The organism is Leisingera methylohalidivorans DSM 14336 (genome assembly GCF_000511355.1).
Classification (GTDB): Bacteria; Pseudomonadota; Alphaproteobacteria; order Rhodobacterales; family Rhodobacteraceae; genus Leisingera; species Leisingera methylohalidivorans.
Genome location: NC_023135.1, coordinates 3,359,218 through 3,380,651, shown reverse-complemented (window position 1 = coordinate 3,380,651; position 21,434 = coordinate 3,359,218). Strand labels below are relative to the sequence as shown.

The 21,434-nt window shown below is 61.2% G+C and carries 15 protein-coding genes and 3 pseudogenes; 14 read left to right on the top strand and 4 right to left on the bottom strand.

Features of this window, described 5'->3' with window-relative positions; genetic code table 11:
* Window positions 1-229: 229 nt before the first annotated feature.
* Window positions 230-1,372, bottom strand: a pseudogene (locus tag METH_RS16505) (IS3 family transposase).
* Between the two features lie 101 nt (window positions 1,373-1,473).
* Between METH_RS16505 and METH_RS23320 the strand changes: the two are divergent.
* The 10 genes and pseudogenes from METH_RS23320 to METH_RS16455 all read left to right on the top strand — a co-directional run.
* Window positions 1,474-1,715 (top strand): annotated as a pseudogene (locus METH_RS23320) (transposase); the annotation flags it as partial.
* Window positions 1,716-1,982: 267 nt separating this feature from the next.
* A complete protein-coding gene (locus tag METH_RS16495) occupies window positions 1,983-3,017 on the top strand; it encodes an IS110 family RNA-guided transposase (RefSeq protein ID WP_024091613.1) in 1,035 nt (344 codons plus the stop codon).
* 510 nt (window positions 3,018-3,527) lie between these two features.
* Window positions 3,528-4,456: pseudogene (locus tag METH_RS16490) on the top strand (tyrosine-type recombinase/integrase).
* 12 nt (window positions 4,457-4,468) lie between these two features.
* Complete coding sequence (locus METH_RS16485; RefSeq protein ID WP_024091612.1) at window positions 4,469-5,662, top strand: IS91 family transposase; 1,194 nt, start codon at window positions 4,469-4,471, stop codon at window positions 5,660-5,662.
* 738 nt (window positions 5,663-6,400) lie between these two features.
* Complete coding sequence (locus METH_RS16480; protein WP_024091611.1) at window positions 6,401-7,126, top strand: ribonuclease activity regulator RraA; 726 nt, start codon at window positions 6,401-6,403, stop codon at window positions 7,124-7,126.
* A gap of 2 nt (window positions 7,127-7,128) precedes the next feature.
* On the top strand, window positions 7,129-8,649 hold the full coding sequence (locus tag METH_RS16475) for an aldehyde dehydrogenase (NADP(+)) (RefSeq protein ID WP_024091610.1): 1,521 nt from the start codon (window positions 7,129-7,131) through the stop codon (window positions 8,647-8,649).
* 573 nt (window positions 8,650-9,222) lie between these two features.
* Window positions 9,223-10,188, top strand: coding sequence for a Bug family tripartite tricarboxylate transporter substrate binding protein (locus METH_RS16470; RefSeq protein ID WP_024091609.1), 966 nt, complete (start codon window positions 9,223-9,225; stop codon window positions 10,186-10,188).
* A 223-nt stretch (window positions 10,189-10,411) separates the two neighbouring features.
* Window positions 10,412-10,843, top strand: a complete 432-nt coding sequence (locus tag METH_RS16465; protein WP_245602910.1) for a tripartite tricarboxylate transporter TctB family protein — start codon at window positions 10,412-10,414, stop codon at window positions 10,841-10,843.
* Window positions 10,844-10,846: 3 nt separating this feature from the next.
* Window positions 10,847-12,373 (top strand): tripartite tricarboxylate transporter permease, encoded by a 1,527-nt coding sequence (locus METH_RS16460; protein ID WP_024091607.1) that lies wholly within the window; start codon window positions 10,847-10,849, stop codon window positions 12,371-12,373.
* 139 nt (window positions 12,374-12,512) lie between these two features.
* Window positions 12,513-13,214 (top strand): FadR/GntR family transcriptional regulator, encoded by a 702-nt coding sequence (locus METH_RS16455; protein WP_024091606.1) that lies wholly within the window; start codon window positions 12,513-12,515, stop codon window positions 13,212-13,214.
* Window positions 13,215-13,769: 555 nt separating this feature from the next.
* Here the strand turns inward: METH_RS16455 and METH_RS16450 are convergent.
* Window positions 13,770-14,276, bottom strand: a complete 507-nt coding sequence (locus METH_RS16450; RefSeq protein ID WP_024091605.1) for a hypothetical protein — start codon at window positions 14,274-14,276, stop codon at window positions 13,770-13,772.
* A gap of 780 nt (window positions 14,277-15,056) precedes the next feature.
* Here METH_RS16450 and METH_RS16445 point away from each other — a divergent pair.
* The 4 genes from METH_RS16445 (at window position 15,057) to METH_RS16430 (ending at window position 19,663) form a co-directional block, all read left to right on the top strand.
* A complete protein-coding gene (locus METH_RS16445; protein WP_044008468.1) occupies window positions 15,057-17,285 on the top strand; it encodes a vWA domain-containing protein in 2,229 nt (742 codons plus the stop codon).
* A gap of 199 nt (window positions 17,286-17,484) precedes the next feature.
* Window positions 17,485-18,501, top strand: a complete 1,017-nt coding sequence (locus METH_RS16440) for a hypothetical protein (RefSeq protein ID WP_156927508.1) — start codon at window positions 17,485-17,487, stop codon at window positions 18,499-18,501.
* Window positions 18,498-19,142 (top strand): hypothetical protein, encoded by a 645-nt coding sequence (locus tag METH_RS16435; RefSeq protein ID WP_024091602.1) that lies wholly within the window; start codon window positions 18,498-18,500, stop codon window positions 19,140-19,142. Before METH_RS16440 ends, METH_RS16435 begins: the two co-directional genes overlap by 4 nt.
* The gene (locus tag METH_RS16430; RefSeq protein WP_024091601.1) at window positions 19,139-19,663 is read left to right on the top strand and encodes a hypothetical protein; all 525 of its coding nucleotides are present in this window, start codon (window positions 19,139-19,141) and stop codon (window positions 19,661-19,663) included. The genes METH_RS16435 and METH_RS16430 overlap by 4 nt, the downstream gene beginning before the upstream one ends.
* Window positions 19,664-20,001: 338 nt before the next feature.
* On the opposite strand, the gene METH_RS16425 is transcribed toward METH_RS16430, so the two are convergent.
* Together METH_RS16425 and METH_RS16420 are read right to left on the bottom strand one after the other, a co-directional pair.
* Entirely contained in the window at window positions 20,002-20,766 is a 765-nt protein-coding gene (locus METH_RS16425) for an SDR family oxidoreductase (RefSeq protein ID WP_044008467.1), read from the bottom strand.
* Between the two features lie 51 nt (window positions 20,767-20,817).
* Window positions 20,818-21,390, bottom strand: a complete 573-nt coding sequence (locus tag METH_RS16420) for a carboxymuconolactone decarboxylase family protein (protein ID WP_024091599.1) — start codon at window positions 21,388-21,390, stop codon at window positions 20,818-20,820.
* Between the last annotated feature and the right edge of the window lie 44 nt (window positions 21,391-21,434).

The following is a 21,434-nucleotide window of genomic DNA, read 5'->3' as shown; positions in this document are numbered from 1 at the left end:
GCGACTAGCCCGAGGCGTATTCTCGGAAGATACGTTCAACGATCGGTGCTTCATCCGGATTGATATCCTTTTCATCTTTGACGGTCTCCCCTGTGGCGGTGCGCCGGGCCTGATACCCATAGGACTGCTGACCTGCCCCCCGCTGGTCCCTCGCTCATGACGAGAGTCTGCGGGTTTGTGCTCTGGTCCCCAACATTGGACCACCGGAAGCTGGAGTTTTCCGGCTGTGTCACGATGACGGGCTGGTGACGCCATCGGGATAATGCATGGCAATCGGGACGTTATACCCGATCGCACTGTGAGGTCGGTCTTCGTTGTAGTGTCTACGCCAAGCTTCCAACTTTTCGCGGGCGTCGGCAAGGCTCATGAACCAATGCGCGTTCATGCATTCGGATCGGAGCTTGCTGTTGAACGCCTCGATGAACCCGTTGTCCGTCGGCTTTCCGGGCCGTGAGAAGTCCAGCGTGACGTCATTGGCGTAGGCCCAGAGATCCAGATCGCGGGAGATGAACTCGCTGCCATTATCGACTCGAATGGTGTTCGGGTAGCCAATCCTGCCGCAAACCTGTTCCAGGGTCTGAACCACGTCCTCGCCGCGGTAGCTGAACCGAGGATCCACGACAGGGCAGAACCGCGAATGCGTGTCGACCACGGTCAGGATCCTCAATTTCTTTCCCATGGCCAGCTGGTCGTGAACAAAATCCATTGCCCAGACGTCGTTCGGCCCGGTGGCTTCTTCGCGATCCTCGCGCAGCTTGGCTTTCACTCGCCGTTTCGGGTGCTTATTCCGCAACTGCAGACCCAACTCATTGTAAATCCTGCGTGTCTTCTTGATATTGATGGTCCAGCCCTCTCGCCGCAACAGAACATGGACGCGCCTGTAGCCATAGCGCACACGCGTTTCTGCAATCTCCTTGATCCGCCGCTCGACGGCAGCCTGGTCCCCTCTCGGGACATCGCTGGGCGATGCCCTGCCGGGCAGTGATCCGCCGGGACTTGTAGTGGTAGGTGGAGGTGTCGAAGCAGATGGCCCCACAGGCCCTCCGGATCGACACGCCCCAGTCGACGCACATCCCGGTGACGATCTCGCGCAAACGGCCAGGCTTCAGAGCTTTCGCCGAATGACATCCTGAAGCATTTCCCGGTCCAGCGTCAGATCGGCTACGATCTTCTTCAGCCGGGTGTTCTCATCCTCCAGCGCTCTCAGCCGGCGCATCTCGTCCGGCAGAAGACCCCCGTATTTTTTCTTCCAGTTGAAGTACGTCGCCTGGCTGATCCCCGCCTTGCGGCAGATCTCCGCGACCGGCGTGCCTTGCTCGCCCTGCTTCAGGATGAAGGCCTTCTGCGCCTCCGTGAACTTCGATGCTTTCATGCGATTCCGCTCCTCTCCCAGCCAGGGAAACTTAGCGGAAAACTCCAGCTTCATACGGTCCAGTTTTCAGGGGGCAGAGCAACCTATGTAGGAGCAGACGAATGCGTAAGAGCCGTTTCACCGAGGCGCAAATCATCGGGATGATCAAAGAGCAGGAGTTCAAGCGTTAAGCAATTGATCCAGTGGATCAATTGTAGTGCCGAACGGGATGCCGACGGCGGAGGTGTGCCGTCGGCATGGGCTGAGCCCGGCGACCTTTTACAAGCTGAAGTCCAAGTCTGGCGGCATGGAGGTATCGGAGGCGGCGCGGCTGCGCGTCACAACAAACGCGCGGCTGAGCCGAAGCCGAAAAATCGGGAGAGCGCCGAGAGGGTGTCCCTCTCGGCAAATTTTGCCCCGGGGGAATAGTAAGCGGCCCCAAGCCGGGTCATCATGCCGCCCACGGTGGGGGGCCGGAGCCAGCCCAATCGCGACATTCGAACCAGGCACAGCGAAGGCTCCTCTGCAGCCGCAAAACACTTCCCGGAAGCATGCGTAATTGGGCAGACCCTGAACTGAGGTCGAGCTCCCGATAGGATCACAATAGATCTGTGAAGATGGGAGATTTCGAATGGAGTATTTCGCGGGCTTGGACGTTTCGCTGCGGTCCTGCGCGGCCTGTGTTGTCGATGGCAAAGGCACGGTTCTGCACGAGCAAGAACTGCCTTGTGAGATTGAGGCGATTGCCGGCTATCTGACTGCGCTTCGCTTTCCGATTGAGCGTGTTGGCTTTGAAGCCGGTACGATGTGTCAGCATCTGTACTACGGCTTGATGGCTGAAGGGTTTGAAGTTGTCTGTATGGAAGCGCGTCAGGTGAGCGCCGCACTATCGGCGATGCGCAACAAGACGGATCGGAACGATGCTCGGGGAATTGCTCAAGTCCTGCGCACGGGGTGGTTCAGCCCCGTTCATATGAAGAGCCGGGAGGCGCACGGCATTCGGGCGCTTCTGAGCACACGGAAAGCTCTGCTGAGCAAGACCATTGATCTGGCCAACGAAGTGCGCGGTCTTTTGAAGATCTTCGGTATCCGCCTGCCCAAAACAGTGCAGCATGGCAGCTTTGACGATATGGTCCGGCCAATGGTCGAGATGGACGAGGTGTTGGCCCATGCCTTGCTGCCGCTGCTTGATGCCCGGTTGGCGCTGCACCAACACTTCCTGGAACTGGACCGGCGGGGTAAACGCGCGGCCCGCCAGGATGAGGTCTGCCTGCGCCTGATGACGGCCCCCGGCGTGGGCCCGGTTACAGCATTGACCTTCAAGGCTGCGGTTGATGACCCCGCGCGTTTCAAACGATCTCGCACTGTGGCCGCTCACTTTGGTTTGACGCCCCGAAGATACCAGTCCGGTGAACAAGATAATCCCGGTCGAATATCCAAGGCCGGGGATCGAGACGTGAGGGCGACACTTTACGCCGCCGCCAACGCCTTGCTGGTACGAACCAAGGCTGGCTCTCAGATCAAATCATGGGGCATGCGATTGATGCGCACCAAGGGGCGCCGCCGCGCTGTCGTAGCTGTCGCCCGCAAACTGGCCGTTCTGCTCCATCGCATGTGGGCAGATGGCGCCGAGTTCCGTTCAGGGACGGTGGAGGGCATGGCATGACCTAATAGCCCAATACCAAAACTGAACGGGATCGTCCTCACCGGACGAGGTTCGTGGAAGAAGCCGAAAGTGTCTGCTGCGCAACGAGAAGCGCGTCCGAAAGCGAGGCTCTCCACAGCCAATCCGGCACATGCGTGCAGCGATGCCTCACCCGGCATCACCCAGACTGCGAAGAGAAGCGTGACCCGGATGAGCGACAAAGATCCCGTACAAGGAAGGAAAACGAGCTTGACCCGAACGCCCAATTAGAGAAGCGGACCCTCGGCAGGGCCAAGCTGCCTCATGTGATGCTGCGGGTTGCACCGGGGGCAGCGGAGCGCAGATAGCGACCTTTGCAAAGTCACGAAATCGGCACCAAGGCAACTGGTGCTGTCGGCCCAAGGACGAAGCCGCTCCGCGGCATTGGCGCGGGTGGCTGGTGTTCAGCGATGATCTGACAGTGGTGCATTTGGGGAACGGCATTTCTGCCTGACGATTGAGCTCTTCTCAATCACCAGACAGGAGGCTCCCATGACAGAGGAGAGATCGACCCCGCTTCGAGAGCGGATGATCGAGGACATGCGCATCCGCGGGATGGGCGACAAGGCGCAGAAAGCGCATATCCGGGCGGTCAAGGATTTCGCCATTTTCCTCGGGCACCCGCCGGATACCGCCTCACCGGAGGAACTCCGCGCCTATCAACTGCACATGACGGATACAGGGGTAACGCCGGCGACTTTCAACGCCCGGATCGTGGCGCTCAGATTCTTCTTCGGCATGACCTGCGGGCGCGAGGAGATGAAGCGCTACATGCAGTTCCGCACCCAGCCCAGGAAGTTGCCTGTAGTCTTCAGCGTGGAAGAGGTATCGGACATCCTGATGGCGGCACCGGGGCCCGGGCTCAAATACCGGGCCGCGCTCAGCATTTCCTACGGCGCGGGGCTGCGGGCCGCCGAGGTATGCAACCTCAAGACCGGCGATATCGACAGCGACCGGATGCTGATCCATGTCGAACAGGGCAAAGGGCGGAAGGACCGGAAGGTGATGCTGTCACCCGGGCTTCTGAGCTTGCTGCGCGACTACTGGCGCGAAGCGCGGCCGGAGGGCTGGCTGTTCCCGGGCAAGCCGAAGATCAACCCGATCTCGCCGCGGCAGCTGAACCGCGCCTTCACGTCAGCGAAGAACATGGCCGGCATCAAAAAGGCCGCCACGCTGCATACCCTGCGGCACAGCTTTGCGACGCATCTGCTGGAGGCCAACACCCCCTCTCGGCAGCATCCTGCGGATGCGCCTGCCGGGCAGCGGATGTCCGGGTCATCCAGGTGCTGCTCGGCCATGCCAAGCTGAGCACGACGGCCCAATACACCCATGTCGCCACCAAGACGATCCGTGACACGGTCAGCCCCTACGAGATGCTGGCGCAGTTGCAGGATCAGACAATCAAGCGAAGCCTGAAGTGACGGGGTGCCGGGGTGTCCCGCCCGGGGCTGGAGATTGCTGATATATTCCGTGCCCATGGTCCCGGGTGGCGGCGGGCCAATGCAGGGAATGTCAGCCTGACCCAGCTCAAGGTGATGTCGGCAATCGAAGCCTGCCGGACCGAAGCGCTCGGCGGGCACGTGGCCGGGTGCGCCAAATGCGGCCATCGCCACATCGCCTACAATTCCTGCAAGAACCGGCACTGCCCGAAGTGCCAAGGGCCAGCAGCGCGCGACTGGATGGAAGCCCGCGCCGAGGATCTGCTGCCCGTGGAGTATTTCCACGTGGTCTTTACCCTGCCGGCAGAGATCGCCCGGATCGCCTCCTGGAACAAGCGGGCGGTCCACGGTCTGCTGTTCCGGGCGTCGGCACAAACGGTCATGACCATCGCAGCGGACCCCAAGCGCCTTGGCGCACGGGTGGGCATGACCAGCGTGCTGCATACCTGGGGATCGGCGCTGACCCATCACCCCCACATCCATATGATCGTTCCCGGTGGCGGCCTGTCTCTGGACGGCGCGAGATGGATTGCCTGCAAGCCCGGATTCTTCCTGCATGTGCGGGTCCTGTCGCGCTTGTTCCGGCGGCTGTTTCTGGAGGGGCTGATGGCGCTTCACCGCGCCGGGGAGCTGGCCTTCTTCAGCGGCCTGGAACCGCTGGCGCAGGCTGATGCCTTCGCAGAGTGGCTGGCTCCTTTGCGCAAGTCCGAATGGGTGGTCTATGCCAAACCGCCCTTCGGAGGCCCGGAAGCCGTGCTCGCCTATCTCAGCCGGTACACCCACAGGGTGGCCATCTCGAACCGCCGCCTCGTCAGCTCCGATGCGGGCACCGTGGCATTCCGTTGGAAGGACTACAGGATCAAGCGCGGCGACAGGCAGAAAGTCATGCGTTTGGCCACGCCCGAGTTCATCCGCCGCTTCCTGATCCACGTCCTGCCCGGTGGATTTCATCGCATCCGGCACTACGGCTTGCTCGCCTCAGCGCAGCGCAAGGCCAACATCGCCCGGTGCCGTGCCCTGCTCGGGGCAAGGTGCCCGGGTCAAGAACCGCCAGAAGCCGCCGAGGTTCTCCCGCTCACCCTGCGTGAGCCATGCCCCTGCTGTGGCGGAACAATGCATATCATCGAGATCTTCCGGCGCGGGCAAAAACCCCGGTCGCGCGCGCCACCGCGGAAGGAGGCGGCATGACGAAACGCCCGTCATTCCGGTACTGTGAACATCGGGCATCCGCTGCGGCCCGGCTGTATCCATTTACGCCTGTACTATCCTGCAAGCTCAGAACCACGCCGAAACGCCGCTTTCGTCGCAGAAATTGTCCGGAGGTCCCCGTTAAGTGCATCCCAACCAGCATCGGAATGCCTCCGGCTTGGCCGCCGGCTCCAGCCGCAGACCCCGCCGTCAGCGCTCTTTCCCCATAGACAGCCCCAAGAGCCCCGCGGCTTCCACCTTGGGAGGTTTTCCAACGCGGGCCGATGTCGCGCCAAGCCGCACCCCCACGCCGCGGCCCGCATCAGAAAACCTTCACCAAATCAGACCGTGATGCCGTCCGCAACTAAGGTCTGGTCTGAGGCCGCTTGAACGGCTGGTGCGATAGGGGCGAAAGCCGGCTTCAGTAGACTGCGCTGCAATTAGTCGTGTTCGGCAGCTTCACAACACTGGAAATCGCCTTTTACATGTTGTTGTAACTATTAGTAACGTTGATTTCATCAATTATGACACCCAATGGGGGGCCATCACCAAATAACCTTACAAATGTTGACACATTTTCCCCCAACGTGTAGCTGAGGGTGCAATGCTTTTGGAGGAACGGTTTGGATTTCTTTGCATGGTCCGGAACCGGCGCCGTACCGCCACGACGGGCTGGAGAAGAGATTTGCAAAGCCTGCTTCGCCAAAGGCTGCAAACGCCACACCATGGGAAAAAACAATGAACGATTATATCCTGTCCGATGAAACGCGTGACAAATTACGTAAGGTGTCTACCGCTTCCGTGGCCACCGCGCTCTATAAACGAGGACTGCGCAATCAGTTCGTGCAGGGGGTTACGCCGGTCGGACGCAAGCCGGTAACCATGGTAGGTCAGGCCTTTACCCTGCGCTACATTCCGGCGCGCGAAGATCGAAACCCGATCACGGTGTTCCGCGACCGCGACCACAAACAGCGCGTTGCCGTCGAGACTTGCCCCAAGGGCCATGTGCTGGTGATGGACGCGCGCAAGGACTGCCGTGCCGCCACAGCCGGCTCGATCCTTGTTACCCGCCTGCAACAGCGCGGTGTAGAGGGTGTGGTCTCGGACGGCGGTGTGCGGGATGCGGCGGGAATAGGCGCGCTTGACATGCCGGCCTATTTCGCCCGCCCTTCGGCCCCCACGAACCTGACCCTGCACGAGGCGATCGACCTCAATGTGCCAATTTCTTGCGGCGATGCGGCAGTCTTTCCCGGCGACGTAATGCTGGGCGATGGCGATGGCGTCATGGTGATTCCGGCCCATCTCTCTGATGAGGTCGCTGCGGAATGCACAGAGATGGAGGCCTATGAAGATTTTGTACTCGAGCAGGTCAACGATGGCGCGGGGATTATCGGACTTTATCCGGGAACCGACAACGAGAACATCGTGAAATTTAACGCGTGGCGCGAAAAGACAGGACGATAGACATGACATTTACCCCACACGGCGATCACCTAATTGCTGGCGAGCGCGTGAGCGCTGAGGGAAAATTATCTTCTGCTCCGGCCAGCGGCAACGCCTTTGAGTTCTCAGCGGGTTCGCCCGAGCTGGTAGCCGAAGCCTGTGCAGCAGCGCATGCGGCTTTCTCCGGCTTTGCCGCCACCACCCGCGAAGAACGTGCGGTTCTGCTTGAAACCATTGCCGATGAGATCGACGCACGCGGCGACGAGATCACCGAAATCGGCAGCGCCGAAACCGGTCTGCCCGAAGCGCGCCTTCAAGGCGAGCGCGGCCGCACCACCGGCCAGCTGCGCCTGTTTGCAACCCACATCCGCGACGGTGCTTATCTTGACCGCCGCCATGACACCGCATTGCCGGACCGTCAGCCGCTGCCGCGTCCCGATCTGCGGATGATGCAGCGCCCGATTGGCCCGGTTGCGGTCTTTGGCGCCTCGAACTTCCCGCTGGCCTTCTCCACCGCTGGCGGCGATACCGCTGCGGCGCTGGCGGCAGGCTGCCCTGTTGTGGTCAAAGGCCACGGCGCGCACCCCGGCACCGGCGAAATTGTCGGCGACGCCATCGTTGCGGCGCTGGCCAAGCTGGGCATGGACGGCGGCATCTTCAGCCTCGTGCAGGGCGGCACCCGCGCGGTGGGCGAAGCGCTTGTCACCGATCCCCGCATCAAAGCCGTCGGCTTCACCGGCAGCTTGGGCGGCGGGCGCGCGCTGTTTGACCTTTGCGCCAAGCGCCCCGAGCCGATCCCGTTCTTCGGTGAGCTGGGCAGCGTTAACCCGATGTTCGTGCTGCCAGAGGCCGCCACCGCGCGCGGTGCTGATCTTGGCACGGGCTGGGCTGCAAGTCTGACCATAGGCGCCGGCCAATTCTGCACCAACCCCGGCATCGCCATTGTAATGGATGGGCCTGAGGCTGACGCATTTGTGAACGCCGCCAGCGAAGGCCTCAAAGCTGTCGCCGCGCAAACCATGCTGACCGATGGCATGGCTGACGCCTACCGCAGCGGTGCGCGCCGCGTATCGGAGGCGGCGGGCGTGAAATCGCTGTTGACCAGCACCTGCGAAGGCCGCTCTGCCGCACCGTATCTGTTTGACGTCCCGGCCGAAGACTGGATGGCCAACGAAGAGCTGTCAGAAGAGGTGTTTGGCCCGCTGGGTTTGGTGATCCGGGTCAAGGACGCGGAGCAGATGCAGGTTGTTGCAGCCAACTTTAAGGGTCAGCTGACTGCGACGTTGCAAATGGACGAGGGCGATTTCGATCTTGCGCGCGCGCTCTTGCCGGTGCTTGAGCAGATGGCCGGACGCGTGTTGGCCAATGGTTTCCCCACCGGGGTCGAAGTGGCTGATACGATGGTACATGGCGGTCCCTATCCGGCGTCGACCAACTTTGGCGCAACATCCGTCGGCACCCTGTCGATTCGACGGTTCCTGCGGCCGGTCTGCTACCAAAACCTGCCCGTGGCGCTGCTGCCTGCCGATCTTCAGGCAGACTGACGGTCGATTGCTCAAAACAGCCCGCCGTCCTGTATCGGCGGGCTGTTCCGGCCCCTTTCGGGTTGTTGAGTTTACAATTATTACAGATCGCGCCGCCTGCAGGCACGAATTAGCCGACCTTCACAAAATGTGTATGCCAAATGAACAAATTTTGGGAACTCTTGAGCATATAATAGCCTTTGGGTGTGAAATTTGTGTTGATTTGTAAAAATTGTCTGCCTAATGTGATCGAAGCTTCAACGACCTCGCCCCAGTTGGCGAAACTTTGGTGAAGCAATATGCCGAAATGAAAAAGGGGAGGATCGTATCAGTTGCATCGGAGGCACAGCCACCTGTGTTTCCAAGCGCAAGGCAGAGCCGGGGCAGAGCGCGCATAGTGCGCCCTTAGCTATCGGAGCCTGGCGCGGCCGTTAGTAGCCAGCTTTTCCGGCCTCATAGCGCAGCTCCCTTACGACAACACTGACCAACATTTATGATGCCGAACCGGCAAAGCACAGCTTTTCCGGACCTGTCGGCGCACGCAAGACGCCAGACCTGTTTGGCACACGACATCTGTAGAGGAGGAACAGATCTATGTTTTACAAAAGCTTGAAAACCACACTTGGCGCTGCGCTTGGCGCGGCTATCTTTGGCACATCTGTTGCCGCGGCGGATTTCCCGACCCGCGATATTCGCCTAATCGTACCTTGGCCCGCAGGTGGCGGCGCAGACGCGATCTCGCGCAAAATCAGCAACATCGCCGAGCAGGATCTGCCGAAATCCATCTACGTGGAAAACATCGCCGGTGCGGTCACCGCCACCGGGCTAATCCAGATGACCAACGCGCGCCCCGATGGACACACCGTCGGCGTGTTGACCTATGACAGCGTCATCACCCTGCCGCGCGGTGAGATGGTGCCGGGCTATTCGCTCGACAACATGAAGCCGATCGCGCGCATCACCTCTGAGGCCGACGCCATCGTCGTCTCTAAGCATTCGGGCATCGAAAACTACGAAGATCTGATTGCCCGCGCCAAGGAAAACCCCGGCCAAGTGCGTGTCGGAGTGGCCCCCAAGGGCTCTGGCCCCTACCTCTCGGTGATGCAGCTGGAAAAACTGCTCGACGTGGATTTCAACGTCATCACCTATGCGGGCTCGTCCAGTGCTGAAGCCGAAGCGCTGCTCTCGGGCGAGCTGGATGCGGCAATCTCGAGCCTTGGCGACTTCAGCGGAATCCTGGCCTCCGGCGATGCCAAGGGCGTGGTCGAGCTGACCTCGATCCAGAACGCCACCTACACCGATGTACCGACGCTGAAATCCAAGGGCCATGACCTGCAGACCGGCAGCTTCATCGTGCTCGCGGCCCCGGCCAACACGCCGGATGATGCGGTCGAAACTCTGGAGACCACCTTCAAGGCGGCCTATGACAGCGCTGAGTTCCAAGACTGGCTGGCGCAGATCGGCGTGACCGCTGACTGGTTGGGTTCGGACGGGGTTATCTCCTGGATCGACGAGTTGCAGACCAAGACGTTCACGCTGATGGACGACCTGGAACTGTAAGCCGCTATGCCCACCATGTCTTTGGCCCTTGTGTCCGAAGACAGGTCCCCGGCGAGGGCAGCGACGCTTAGGACGTCGTCGCTGGCCAACCGCCGATTTTTTCCTGCACCGGGGTCATGCGCGGGGTCAGTCCTCTCAACCGACCCGCGGCAACAACAGCCGCCTTGCGCCAAGGCCCCTTTCACACCCGCCCCGGGAGAAGACGATGCTCTTAAACAGGCAAATGGTATTTCTGTATGTCACTCTCGCAGTGTCTGTTGGTTATTTGGTTACGGCCCTGAGTTTAGGCGCCCCGATTGCCGAGAATGGGCTGACACCTGCCTTCTTTCCGATCCTTGTGGGCGGTGCGGCGATTGTGTTCTGCAGCATCCTTATCGTGCAGGCGCTGCGGGCCGAGCCAGAGGTCGCGCCAGTGGACGAGATGCCGCGCTACACCCATGTCTGGGTGGTGGTGGCGATTTTCTTTTACATCGTCGCGTTCAAACCGCTGGGCTATTTCCTGTCGTCTGGCCTGTTCGTCTTTGCGCTGATCCTGCTTTTTTCGAAGTTCGAAAAGCTGGTCCTAAAGGCCATCATCTCGGCCGCAATTGTCGGGGTTGCCTTTGTTATGTTTCAACAATTGTTCGGGGTCCGCCTCCCGACGCTGTGGGGGTAAGTCATGGATTTCATCGTTCTCGTTTTCAGCAGCTTCTCCCTGCTGGCCGATCCGGTCAACTTCACTTACGTGATCCTCGGCTTTGTGATCGGCACGGTCTTTGCCGCCATTCCGGGCCTGACTGCGACGCTGGCAATGGCGCTGCTGTTGCCGCTGACCTATTCACTCAGCGTCGAAACCGCGCTGATGGCTTGCGCCAGCATTTATATGGCTGGCATGTGCGGCGGATCGATCACCGCCACCACGATCAACATTCCCGGCGCGCCGTCCTCTATGATGACCGCGCTCGACGGTTACCCGATGCAACAACAAGGCAAAGGCGCGCTGGCTCTTGGTCATGCGGCGATGGGCTCAATGTTCGGAGGGGCAGTGGGCGCGCTTTTGTTGATCGCACTCGCACCGTTCGTGGCCGAACTGTCGCTTTTGGTAAAGACCACAGGCAAGTTTTCCCTCTTGGCCTTCGCGTTGATCGTTGTGGTGATCGCGCAACGCGGTCGCATTCCTCAGGCCGGGCTGGCCGCTTGTATCGGTCTGATGCTGGCCACTGTCGGGCTTGACGCGATGGAGCCGATCACCCGCTTCACCTATGGCTATTCCAGCCTGACCGCCGGGATCGACCTGATGCCGGTGATCATCGGCACCTTTGCCATTGCCGAGGTGCTGACCCAAGCAAGCGCGCGCACAGATGTCATCGCCGCTGCCGCTGCCGCCAGTAAGGTTAAGATCCGCCGTCGTGATTTCCTGCCCCCCTTGTCGGATATCCGCAAGATCGGCTTTGGCTGCTACTTCAAATCCTGCCTGATCGGCTATTTCGTCGGCACTTTACCGGGTGCGGGAGGCTCGATGGGGTCGTTCCTGGCCTATACTGAAACCGTACGCACCTCGACCGAACCGGAGACGTTTGGCAAGGGCAACCCAAAGGGAATCGCTGCGTCGGAGAGCGCCAACAACGCGGTCTGTGGAGGGGCCATGGTGCCGATGCTGACCTTTGGTATTCCCGGCGATCCGATCACTGCGATCATGCTGGGCGTTCTGGTGATCAACGGCATTCAACCGGGGCCGCAGTTGATGGCTGATCAGGCCGGGCTGATTGCTCCTATGTTGGCCGCCCTGCTGTTCAGTGCTGTGGTGTTGATCCCCCTAACCCTCTGGCTGATCGGGCCGTATTTCATTAAGATCGTCTCAGTGCGCAAGGATGTGCTTTATGCCGTGATCGCGCTTCTGGCTGTAGTGGGCAGTTATGTAGCAACCTATTCGACCTTCCAAATGTTCATGGCGCTTGGCATGGGGGTTCTGGCCTTCTATCTGCGGCGCAATGGCTTTCCGGTGATCACCATGCTCCTGGGCTATATCCTTGGGCCAAATCTGGAAGAATTCCTGCGGCGCTCTCTGGCATTGTCGAACGGCGATCCGACGACCTTTTTTACCAACCCCGACAGCCTCTTCTTTGTCGCGCTGACGCTGGTGTTTGTCTACTTTTTGGTGATCCGCAATCCGGCAAAGCCGCTTGCGGCTGTCAAGACCGAGTAGCCTTCAGTTCTCTGGCCGCCCCCTTTCCAAGGGGGCGTTCGCACCTATTGTAGCCGCGCGCGCCGCTCCTGTATTTTAATCAAACTCAGTTTATAAAAGGCGCTACGCGCGCGCCCGATCCACAAGCAAGGAGACTACTTTGACAGAGACAAGGCGACCATCACTGTCAGATCAGGTATACGATCAGCTGCTAACTAAAATCCTCGAGGAGGAATACCCAGTTCACAGTCGGTTGCCCACCGAAGAGATGCTGGCTGAAAGTTTTGGTGTTTCGCGACCGATCGTGCGTGGTGCGCTTTCGCGGCTGCGGGACGATGGCATCGTGCAATCGCGCCGCGGCTCGGGGAGCTACGTGCTGCGCCGTCCCGACCGCGAGTTGATCAGCTTCGTGCCACTTGAATCAGTCTCGGATGTTCAACGTTGCTACGAGTTTCGCATCGATGTCGAAGGCGCGGCGGCCGCCTGGGCGGCGCGGCGGCGCGACGACGACGACTTGGCGGCGATGGATGCGGCCTATCGGCTGATGGAGCAGACCTATCAGCAGAACGCCTTGGGCGTAGACGCTGATCAAAGCCTGCATTTGGCAATCGCCCACGCAACCAAGAACCCGTTTTTTTCGTCGGTACTGGAATCCCTGAGCGATCAAATTGCCTATGGCGTTAAGTTGTCGCGTTCGCTGACCCTGCTCGACGCCCCCGACCGGCAAGAGCTGGTGTTGGCAGAGCACCGCGCAGTGCTCGAGGCGATCCGCCTGAAACAGCCCGAAGTGGCACAAGCGACAATGCGCCACCACATCACCGCCGCCAAAGACCGGATGTTCGTGGACACGCAAGAGGACTGACGTCGATACGCACCGCTTGATTAAGACAGAAGTGCCATGGGCTTCTTGGCGAACCGAGCGAAACGACTTCTCAAGCTATTCCAGGCAAAAACTTACTGGTTTGCGGCGGCGTGAACGGCAGAAGTTTCCGCAGAGCAGCCGTCAATGTCAAATGCAGCGAATGTCCAGTTCCCGCCCTCCCTGCGGGAGTACTCGCCACGGCTGAGAGGCAGGTCGGAAGTCTGGTTCGGGCTGGCTTTAGTCGGTCACGGTCGGCAGGAGCAGGTTGGTTCTTGTTTCACGGTTCTGTACCGCCGCATAGCGATAGAGAACCGTAAATTTTCGGATGCCACGTATTACTCGATTGGCCGGTTTTCAATTCGCGGGACAAACCAAATAGCAATGCTGACCAATTGGGCCACGGGCTCGTAGCACGAATTTGCGCGACGTTTATAGTGAACGTGTCGCTGGTTGCGCAAGTCACCGGTTTTGACACGAGGCGCGGAGTATCCAGAATTACTAGAAGGCCTAGTAGGATAGAAGCCCGTTACTATAACAGCAGCAATCTGTTTGGTTTCAGACGTCAACACTTATTCGAATTTTTGACGGATCCACCCCAAAATGCACCGCCAAGCCTTGGCGGGCCTGGTCCGGCGTCATCGTTTCGGGGGCTCTTTGCGAGGTTGTCTCGAGGTTGAACTGGCAGTCAGCAAAGTAAACGTCGAGGGGTTTCACAGTACGCATCCTGTTGTCTCTGCTACGTTCAGGTTTTTCTGCAAGCCAAGCCTCATGCTGCTTCTTAATGTGCGCTATCAGCCGGGGCACCGGCACTAGCCAAGCTGACAGGCTATCAACATCTCTGCCAGTTGCCATCAGGCAATAGTCTACACCTTCCAATGCAGGGATGTCTGCATCAGCATCCCCAGATTCGGCCATGAACTGCACTGATCCGTGAACGGTGTTGACCACCAACAGGCAGTGTTTGCTGTCCAATTCCACCTCGTATCTGCCAGCGTGCCGCCGCAATAGCTTAGCATCCGGCAGCATTTTCAAGATAGCCTCTTTCCGTTCGGTAGCATTCATAGCGCCCCTCCATAACAGCTCATACCGCCTGATACTTAGTATAACTCAGTTTGTAAAGTGTAAATCGGTAAGAGTTAGTAAGAGTAAAAAACTGCACACATTTACGCCGATGGCGATTGTAGAAGCCTCTTTAATGCGCTCGCCTCGCCAACACTCATACTGACCCAGATTTGTGCCGCGGCCACTTAGCTCGCCTAGTAGATCTCCCGGACAGCGCACCGACCAAGAAGTACAGTTTTGACCTGCAGTCGAAGTGCGACCATAGGAGCGGCCAAAGTAGGCGGCTCCTCTCATTCGCTGGGCGCAGCTGCCATTCGCGCATAGCTGGTTGATGCACCTGCGGCGAACGTCAGCCTTTTCGCAGTGCCCGTGCAGCGTAGGACCGCCGACTGCCTAGCAGACCCCAAGACTTTGCAAAGGTCACTATCTGCGCTTCGCTGACATCTGCGCCGTGCGCAGCATCACATGGGGCAGCTTGGCCCTGCCGAGGGTCCGCTTCCGGGCAAGTAACCATGGATTTTCGCACCGGCAGCATCTTTGGCACGGCGCCCCTTGTCTACGGCCGCTTTGGGCTGCGGCCGGCCGAATTCACCCACAGCGTCCGCATGGAGTGGCGATGGAAGCTGCGGACTTCATCTGCATCGTTGCGGAATTTGCCGCACTCAGGACAAAATCCTGCCAAAAAGGTATTTACTGTCTGTACCCATGGTGTGGACTGTCTCGCTTCTTCCTTTCCAAAGGGCTTTCAAGCCCCTTCTTACGGGCCTCCTGGTGAGCAGCATGGCTGCAACAGCGGCTCTCTCTTTGGAGATCACGACTGATGAGCCGGTCGTGATCCTTTATGATCAGGAAGGGCGGCCGGGAAAATGGGCCTTCTCGGAAGCTCCGAAAGCCGGGTTGGTTTCCGGCTTTCTATCGGCAAACACCTTCGCCCTGGAAGGCAGAACCGATGTATCCCTCCGTTTGGCTTCAACCGGTGTTTCAGGAGATGTCGGAACAGACTGCGCCGCCCACGAGACCGTGGTGTCTTTGGGCAGAGAACTGACCCCGGACGCCATCGGCCGCTACGCTGCCCGGCTATCAGCCGATGGACATCAGACTGCGCCCGCCGCTGCTTTGAGGCAAGCGGTGGCAGATCTGACAGCGCTCGGTGGCGGGCGGGTGATCTACTTCGCTGATACGTTGTCGAGCTGCGAAGATGACCCTTTGTGGGTCGCAGAAACAGCCCCGGACACGGTCCGGATCGATGTCGTCGCGATGGGCGCAGCAGAGGATCTGCATGAACTGTCGGAACTGGCGCTGGCCTCGGGCGGCGTGTTTCGTCTCTGGTCCGAACCGGACGGTGCTGCCGAGCCCGGCGGACCGATGATCGACGAAGCCTTGCCTGTTGCCGAAAGCGGCGACGGCGACGGTTTAGGAGCACAGCCGCCCCGCGGCCAGCCGCTGCCTGTTGCCAAGGAAGGCGCGGATGTGAGCATTGATGCCGCTGCGCTCCGGCCCAGAAACTCAGGATCGGACGCGGTTCTAGCACATGTCAACACGGGAATTGATCAGTGTCCTGCCTTCGACGCGCTGTCGCGCAAGCTGCTTGACTACACGAATGGGATAGTCAGCGACGGCCCGGTCATTCCGGACGATCCGGTTGCTATCGCCTTCGTGCTCGACGCCAGCGGCTCCATGGCCGGGCATCAGGACGGCCGCAGCAAGATGGAAATCGCCAAGGAGGCGCTTGGCGAGGCGGTGCAGGCACTAGATGGCGTGAATGCGGTGTCTTCCCTGCACGCTTATGGCTTTGATGGGAGCCTTCCCAAGACGCAAGAAGCGAGCTGCCCCAACACGGCGGAAGTCGTGCCCTTCGGCCCGAACAATGGGTGGCGGATCGCCCGCGTTGCCGAAGGGCTGAGGCCCTATGGCTACACGCCGCTGGGTGCCTCCTTGCGGGCTGCTGGCGAGCGTTTGCAAGCTGCCGAGGCCAGCCGCCGGGTCGCCGTGCTGATCTCGGATGGGGAGGAAACCTGCGGCGGCGACCCCGTGGCCGAGGCTGCCGCCCTCGCGGAAGCGGGGATAGGCGTGAATACTTACGTCGTGGGCTATGACCTTGATCTCTCCCAGCGTCGGGAGCTGGAGGCCGTGGCGGTTGCCGGCGGCACCGGGTACCTTGATGCGGAGGACGGCCCCGGGTTGAAACGTGTGCTCAAGGAGCTGGTCTCCGTGGTGGCCGAGAAGACAGAACGCATCGCCCCGAGCTGCTCGAACCCGGTGCGGGGCGGCCCGACACCTGAAACCGCCACCCTGATTTCGCCAGGCATCTACACAGTCGGTGAACTGCTGGAGCCGGGCGAGTTCCGGTATTACCGGGTCGCCATGCAGGAGGGCCACCGCGCGGTGATCAGAGGGCTGATCCAATCCTGGCAATATGTCGACACGGCGGAGGGGCCAAGGGAGTCCAGCGCGGCGCCGGCAGCGCTGACCATCGAGACGCGCTACCCGGATGGTCGGCCCACAGCGGCGCAGTCCGCCCGGGAGGTGGGTATTCCGGGAACCCCGGTGGAGGCAACTTTCGTGGACACGACCGGTGGAGGGATGATCTTCGGACTTGGCGACGCCTACCGGCGGCTGCCGCCGGAAAGCTTGCTCGAGGTGACGATCGTTCCCTTTGGCGATGGCGGAAACGGAGATGCCGGCGCGGTGCCTGACGGCGAGGACGTGGCCCGAGTCGGGTCAGGCGGAACCGCTGAGGGGAATTTCGGATATGAAGACGTGAAGGATGTCTGGCATCACGAGCCGGAAGCCCCCGCGCGGCTGACCGCATCGCTTGCTTACCGCGAGGGGGCGCCGAAATTCCGCCTGACGGTTTATGACGCGGCAAGCGGCAAGAGGATCGGACGGGGCAACAATGGCCCGGTTCAATTCGACGCTACCGGTCCGGTCCGGATCGAGGTCGAGAACCGGTCCCCGAAACTGCGGCCGGAACTGGGTGCCTACACGATCGTGGTGTCCGATGAATAGGCGTGCGGCAGCCCTGACGGCCATGATCCTGGCCCTGGCACACGCGGGCCAGTCTGCTGCACAGGACAGTGCGGCATTGCCGGAACTCGCCTCGGCCTATCTTTCCGAGGTGATAGACGCAGCGCGCGCGCAAGCCAGTGCGGCTGGCACCGCAGGCGCGCCGGAGATCCCAGAGCTGCTTGCCGGGGATCCCAGGTGGGTGGCACCGCAGGCGCAACCCGGAATTGGCCCTCTGATAGGTCACTTTGCAGTCCATGGTACCGAAACTGCACATATATCCGGCGTGCAGCTGGCAGGTGAAGCCGCGCGGGTGACGGCAAAGGTCTCCTATGCAGAGCTGCCCGATATCGATTGGCCTGTCACGCTGGATTTCCTGTGGCTCGATGGGGAATGGAAAATCCGTGAGGTGGAGCCGGCACGGCGGCGTGCCCTGCCGGCCGATGCCAGTCCGGACGAAGTGCTTGTGGCCTATCTGTCCGATCTCAAGGCAGCTGTTGAACGGCACTCCGGCCTGCCGCCGCAAAGCTGGCTTGCGCAGGCGTTGCAGTCGCGCTGGATTGCCGGTGGCGGCGGATATTGGCGCCGGGCAGCCGATTGTCCCCGGAAACGGCGGGCCGACTGCATGGCGGCTCCACTGCAGGGAGCAGGTCTGTGGACTGCCTTGGCGCAGGACCGCGCCGTTGATGCCAGGATCAATGATTTCCGGCTTCATCCCCAGCGCCCGTCAGGCGAGGTTACCGTCACAACCGCGCGCCGAACCTATACGGCGGTCGATGTCTTCGCCGCCACCCTTGAAAGGGACAAGCGGCACGGATGGCAGATCACCTCCCTCAAGCGCCGTCAGGATACGCCCGCCCCGGCCGCGATCAACCTGGAGGTGGAGACCGGCAGCGGCCTCGCCCTCGTTACTTCATTGCTCGACGCACTGACCGGTCCCGGGGCGCCCTCGCAGGCCGAATTGCTTGCTGATCCCGGCCAGGTTGCCCGGTACTTCGCCGACAGCCGCGAAGGTCGCAAGGCCGCGGCGCGGACCATGAACCTGCCGCTCATGCTTTCGGCAATGGGAACCGATGCAGCCAGCCGGACCATCGCGGCAGAGGGACCGGACCGCGTGAGAGTGGATTTTGCGACTGACCGGGGGGGCGCGCGCAGCCTGTTGTTCTCCCTTGTCTCTACCGGTGACGGTCCGAAGATCGGAGAGGTCCTGATGGAATGAACAAGTTACGCACCCTTGCCGCCTTCTGCGCCGCCACCCTTGTCATTCCCGCCGGCGCTCAGGCGACCAAGCTGACGGACAGCTTTGCGGCGTCGGGCTTTCTCGATCCCGGCGCGAACACCTTCGACCAGGTCACCGATTTCCTGAATGCCTGGGATGCGGGACAGCAGATGCCCGATCAGTGGAGCGATGACGCCGCGCCGCCGCAGCCGGAGGACATGACGATCGGCTCGCAATGCCTGACCCACCAGGCCTGCATGACCTGCGCCGACGGGGCCGCCGACCGGGCGAACCGCGCCTTCGAGGTGCTGGTCAACAACGAAAGGCTGCTGGCGCGCACCCTGCGCAAGGCAAAGATCCTCCACACGCTCGCAGAGGGGGCAGCTGCGCAGCACCCGGCGGGCAAGGCCGCCTATGCGCTGCAGCAGATCCGCGATATCGAGCCGGCAAAACGCACCTTTTTCGAGAACCTGGGGAAGGCACAGGGCAATGCGCTGGAGGCCATGAGGGACTCGCTGAACGTGATCGGCACCTGCGAGCAGCAGCATCTGGGGCATACGACCTTCCTGGCCCTCGCCGAACATACCTATCAGATCGCGAAGATCCGCTTCGCTCTGAGCTTGAAAGGGGAAGCGCAATGAGGTGGCTTGAAGCAGGGTTTCTGGTGGCGATCGCGGTTCCGGCGACTGCCGCCTCCGCCAATGACGGCGCCTACGCCACCGCCGAGCCGGTGGCGATTACCCAATCAATCGCGGGCGGCCCCGCTGGCGGACGCGAGGGGTTCTGGCTGATCTCGCTTGGAGGTGAGGACCTGTCCGACGGCTACCGTATTGATCCGCCGCCGCAAGCCAGGGACAGGGTCGATATCGTTGGCGCCACGGAGGACGGCCGCCGCATCCCCGCGACGCTTGAACTCGTGCGGCGGTTCGGCGGGCAAGTGGTCGCCCGCGCCAGCCTCATGGAGAGCGAATCCTATGCCAGCTGGGTCGCCGATGCACCTGTCTTTCTCCGGGTATCCATTGAGGCAGGTTCGGCTCCGGTGGAGATGCTGGTTGGAGTGCGGATTGCCCCGGCGGAGCAGACGGCTGAGCCAAGACCGACCTCAGGCATACAAGACCGGAGTTCTGTGCCGGTACCGGCACTCGTCGTTCCCGCTAACTGACCTGCGGCTGATGGTTGATGGGGCGTGTCGAGGATTGTTAAGGTAGACGGGCTTTGCCGTTGAGGTCGCATGTGGCCGCAGGCAGCCCGGAGCGGCCATAGACATGGGGTGTCCCGCCAAGGATGCTGCCGGTGCGAAACTCCATGGTCACTTCCCCAGAAACGGACCCTCGGCAGGGCCAAGCTGCCCCATGTGATGCTGCGGGTTGCACCGGCGGCAGTGGAGCGCAGATGTTGACCTTTGCAAAATCGGGGTCGCCAGGCGCCCAAGAAAATCCGGCCAGCCCAAAGCCGGCTTCCAATTTTGGACTTTTGGGTCGGCCTTGCGACGATCGAATTTCAACCCATGGGCAATCCCGCTGCGAGGCGCCCCTCTTCAGATTTCAGCGAGACGTCGGTTCCGAGATAGGGATCGGCCTCTGCCGTTGTCAGCCAAGCTATCGCCTTCGCTACCCGCTCTGCCGGGATATGGGCAGACCAGTCGAGCTGGCTGACCGGGTTGATCCCCGAACGCCGGATCTGTTCCTGCATCCGCGTTGCTACTGTTCCCGGGCTGAGCCCAATCACACGCAAACCCCGGTCGCGATATTCGCGGTCAGCCACGCGGGTCAGGGAGAGTACGGCGGCCTTGCTCGCGCAGTAATGACTCCAGCCCTCCATAGCCGATACCGCCGCGCCGGACGAGATGTTGACGATGGTTCCGCCGCCCTGGGCCATCATCACGGGGATGGCGAAGCGGAGGCCATGGTAGACACCCTTGAGATTGACGTCGACGACCCCTCCCCAGTCCTGCGGGTCGCTGTCGGCCAACCGTGAGATCGGGTCGATCAGACCCGCATTGTTGACCAGGAGGTCGAGCTGGCCGGTTTCCTGCACCGCCGCGCCGATCAGTGCCTCGACCTGCACAGGATCAGCGACGTCGCAGGGAACGGCGCAGCACGGCCAGCCCTGTTGCGCCAGTCTGGCAGCGATCCTTTCGATGCTGCCGGCGCTGCGCGCCGCAAGGACGACATGTGCGCCCCGGGAAGCGAAATAGGTGGCCGCAGCTTCGCCGATGCCCCGGCCGGCGCCGGTAACGACGACTGTCTTGTTCCTGATTTCCATGAGGATACTCCTTAATGAGAACCGGAGCGATGACCGCACCGGTCCGTCAGGTCACTCGGCCGCCGTGGCAATCGAAGGCGTCCAGGCCAGGGCCGGGTCGGACATGAACTCTTCGTTCGGAACTCCGGCCAGCGCGGCGGTGTAGTTGGCAAGGACCTTCGCCGCGATGATCGCGACCACGTCCAGCACGTTGGCCCGGCTGAAGCCTGCCGCAAGGAAAGCCGGGACAGCCTCTGCCGCCTCGCCCCGTTCGGCCGTGACAGCACGGGTAAACTTCCAGAGCGCGGCCAACTTGTCATCCCCGGGCGCTTGGCCCGCGCGAAGACGGGCGATCGTCGCGTCGTCCATGCCCGCCTGGTGCGAGAGGAACGTGTGGCCCATAGTGCAATAGCCGCATCCGTGCAGGACATTGACGGCCTGGTAGGCCACCTGCTGTTCCACAGGCGAGAAGCTGGACGCAGCGATCTGACCCCAGAGAGTTTCGTAGCCAATTAGCGCGCTCGGGCTTTCTGCCAGGGTGGCATGCATGGCGGGTATGGCCCCCCAGGCCTGATGAACTGCCTCAAGCGTTGCCTTCGAGGCGGCGGGCGCGGTTTCGGGGGTGTGCAATGTGAACTCGGGCATGGGTCTCTCCTGTCGTTGGTGGTGAACCGATGACAGGACTATTC

Bases quoted from the DNA above. Each gene is read 5' to 3' on its own strand.
- METH_RS16495 (WP_024091613.1), top strand. From the start codon at position 1,983: ATGGAGTATTTCGCGGGCTTGGACGTTTCGCTGCGGTCCTGCGCGGCC.
- METH_RS16480 (WP_024091611.1), top strand. From the start codon at position 6,401: ATGAACGATTATATCCTGTCCGATGAAACGCGTGACAAATTACGTAAG.
- METH_RS16475 (WP_024091610.1), top strand. From the start codon at position 7,129: ATGACATTTACCCCACACGGCGATCACCTAATTGCTGGCGAGCGCGTG.
- METH_RS16470 (WP_024091609.1), top strand. From the start codon at position 9,223: ATGTTTTACAAAAGCTTGAAAACCACACTTGGCGCTGCGCTTGGCGCG.
- METH_RS16465 (WP_245602910.1), top strand. From the start codon at position 10,412: ATGGTATTTCTGTATGTCACTCTCGCAGTGTCTGTTGGTTATTTGGTT.
- METH_RS16460 (WP_024091607.1), top strand. From the start codon at position 10,847: ATGGATTTCATCGTTCTCGTTTTCAGCAGCTTCTCCCTGCTGGCCGAT.
- METH_RS16450 (WP_024091605.1), bottom strand. From the start codon at position 14,276: ATGAATGCTACCGAACGGAAAGAGGCTATCTTGAAAATGCTGCCGGAT.
- METH_RS16445 (WP_044008468.1), top strand. From the start codon at position 15,057: ATGGCTGCAACAGCGGCTCTCTCTTTGGAGATCACGACTGATGAGCCG.
- METH_RS16435 (WP_024091602.1), top strand. From the start codon at position 18,498: ATGAACAAGTTACGCACCCTTGCCGCCTTCTGCGCCGCCACCCTTGTC.
- METH_RS16430 (WP_024091601.1), top strand. From the start codon at position 19,139: ATGAGGTGGCTTGAAGCAGGGTTTCTGGTGGCGATCGCGGTTCCGGCG.
- METH_RS16425 (WP_044008467.1), bottom strand. From the start codon at position 20,766: ATGGAAATCAGGAACAAGACAGTCGTCGTTACCGGCGCCGGCCGGGGC.
- METH_RS16420 (WP_024091599.1), bottom strand. From the start codon at position 21,390: ATGCCCGAGTTCACATTGCACACCCCCGAAACCGCGCCCGCCGCCTCG.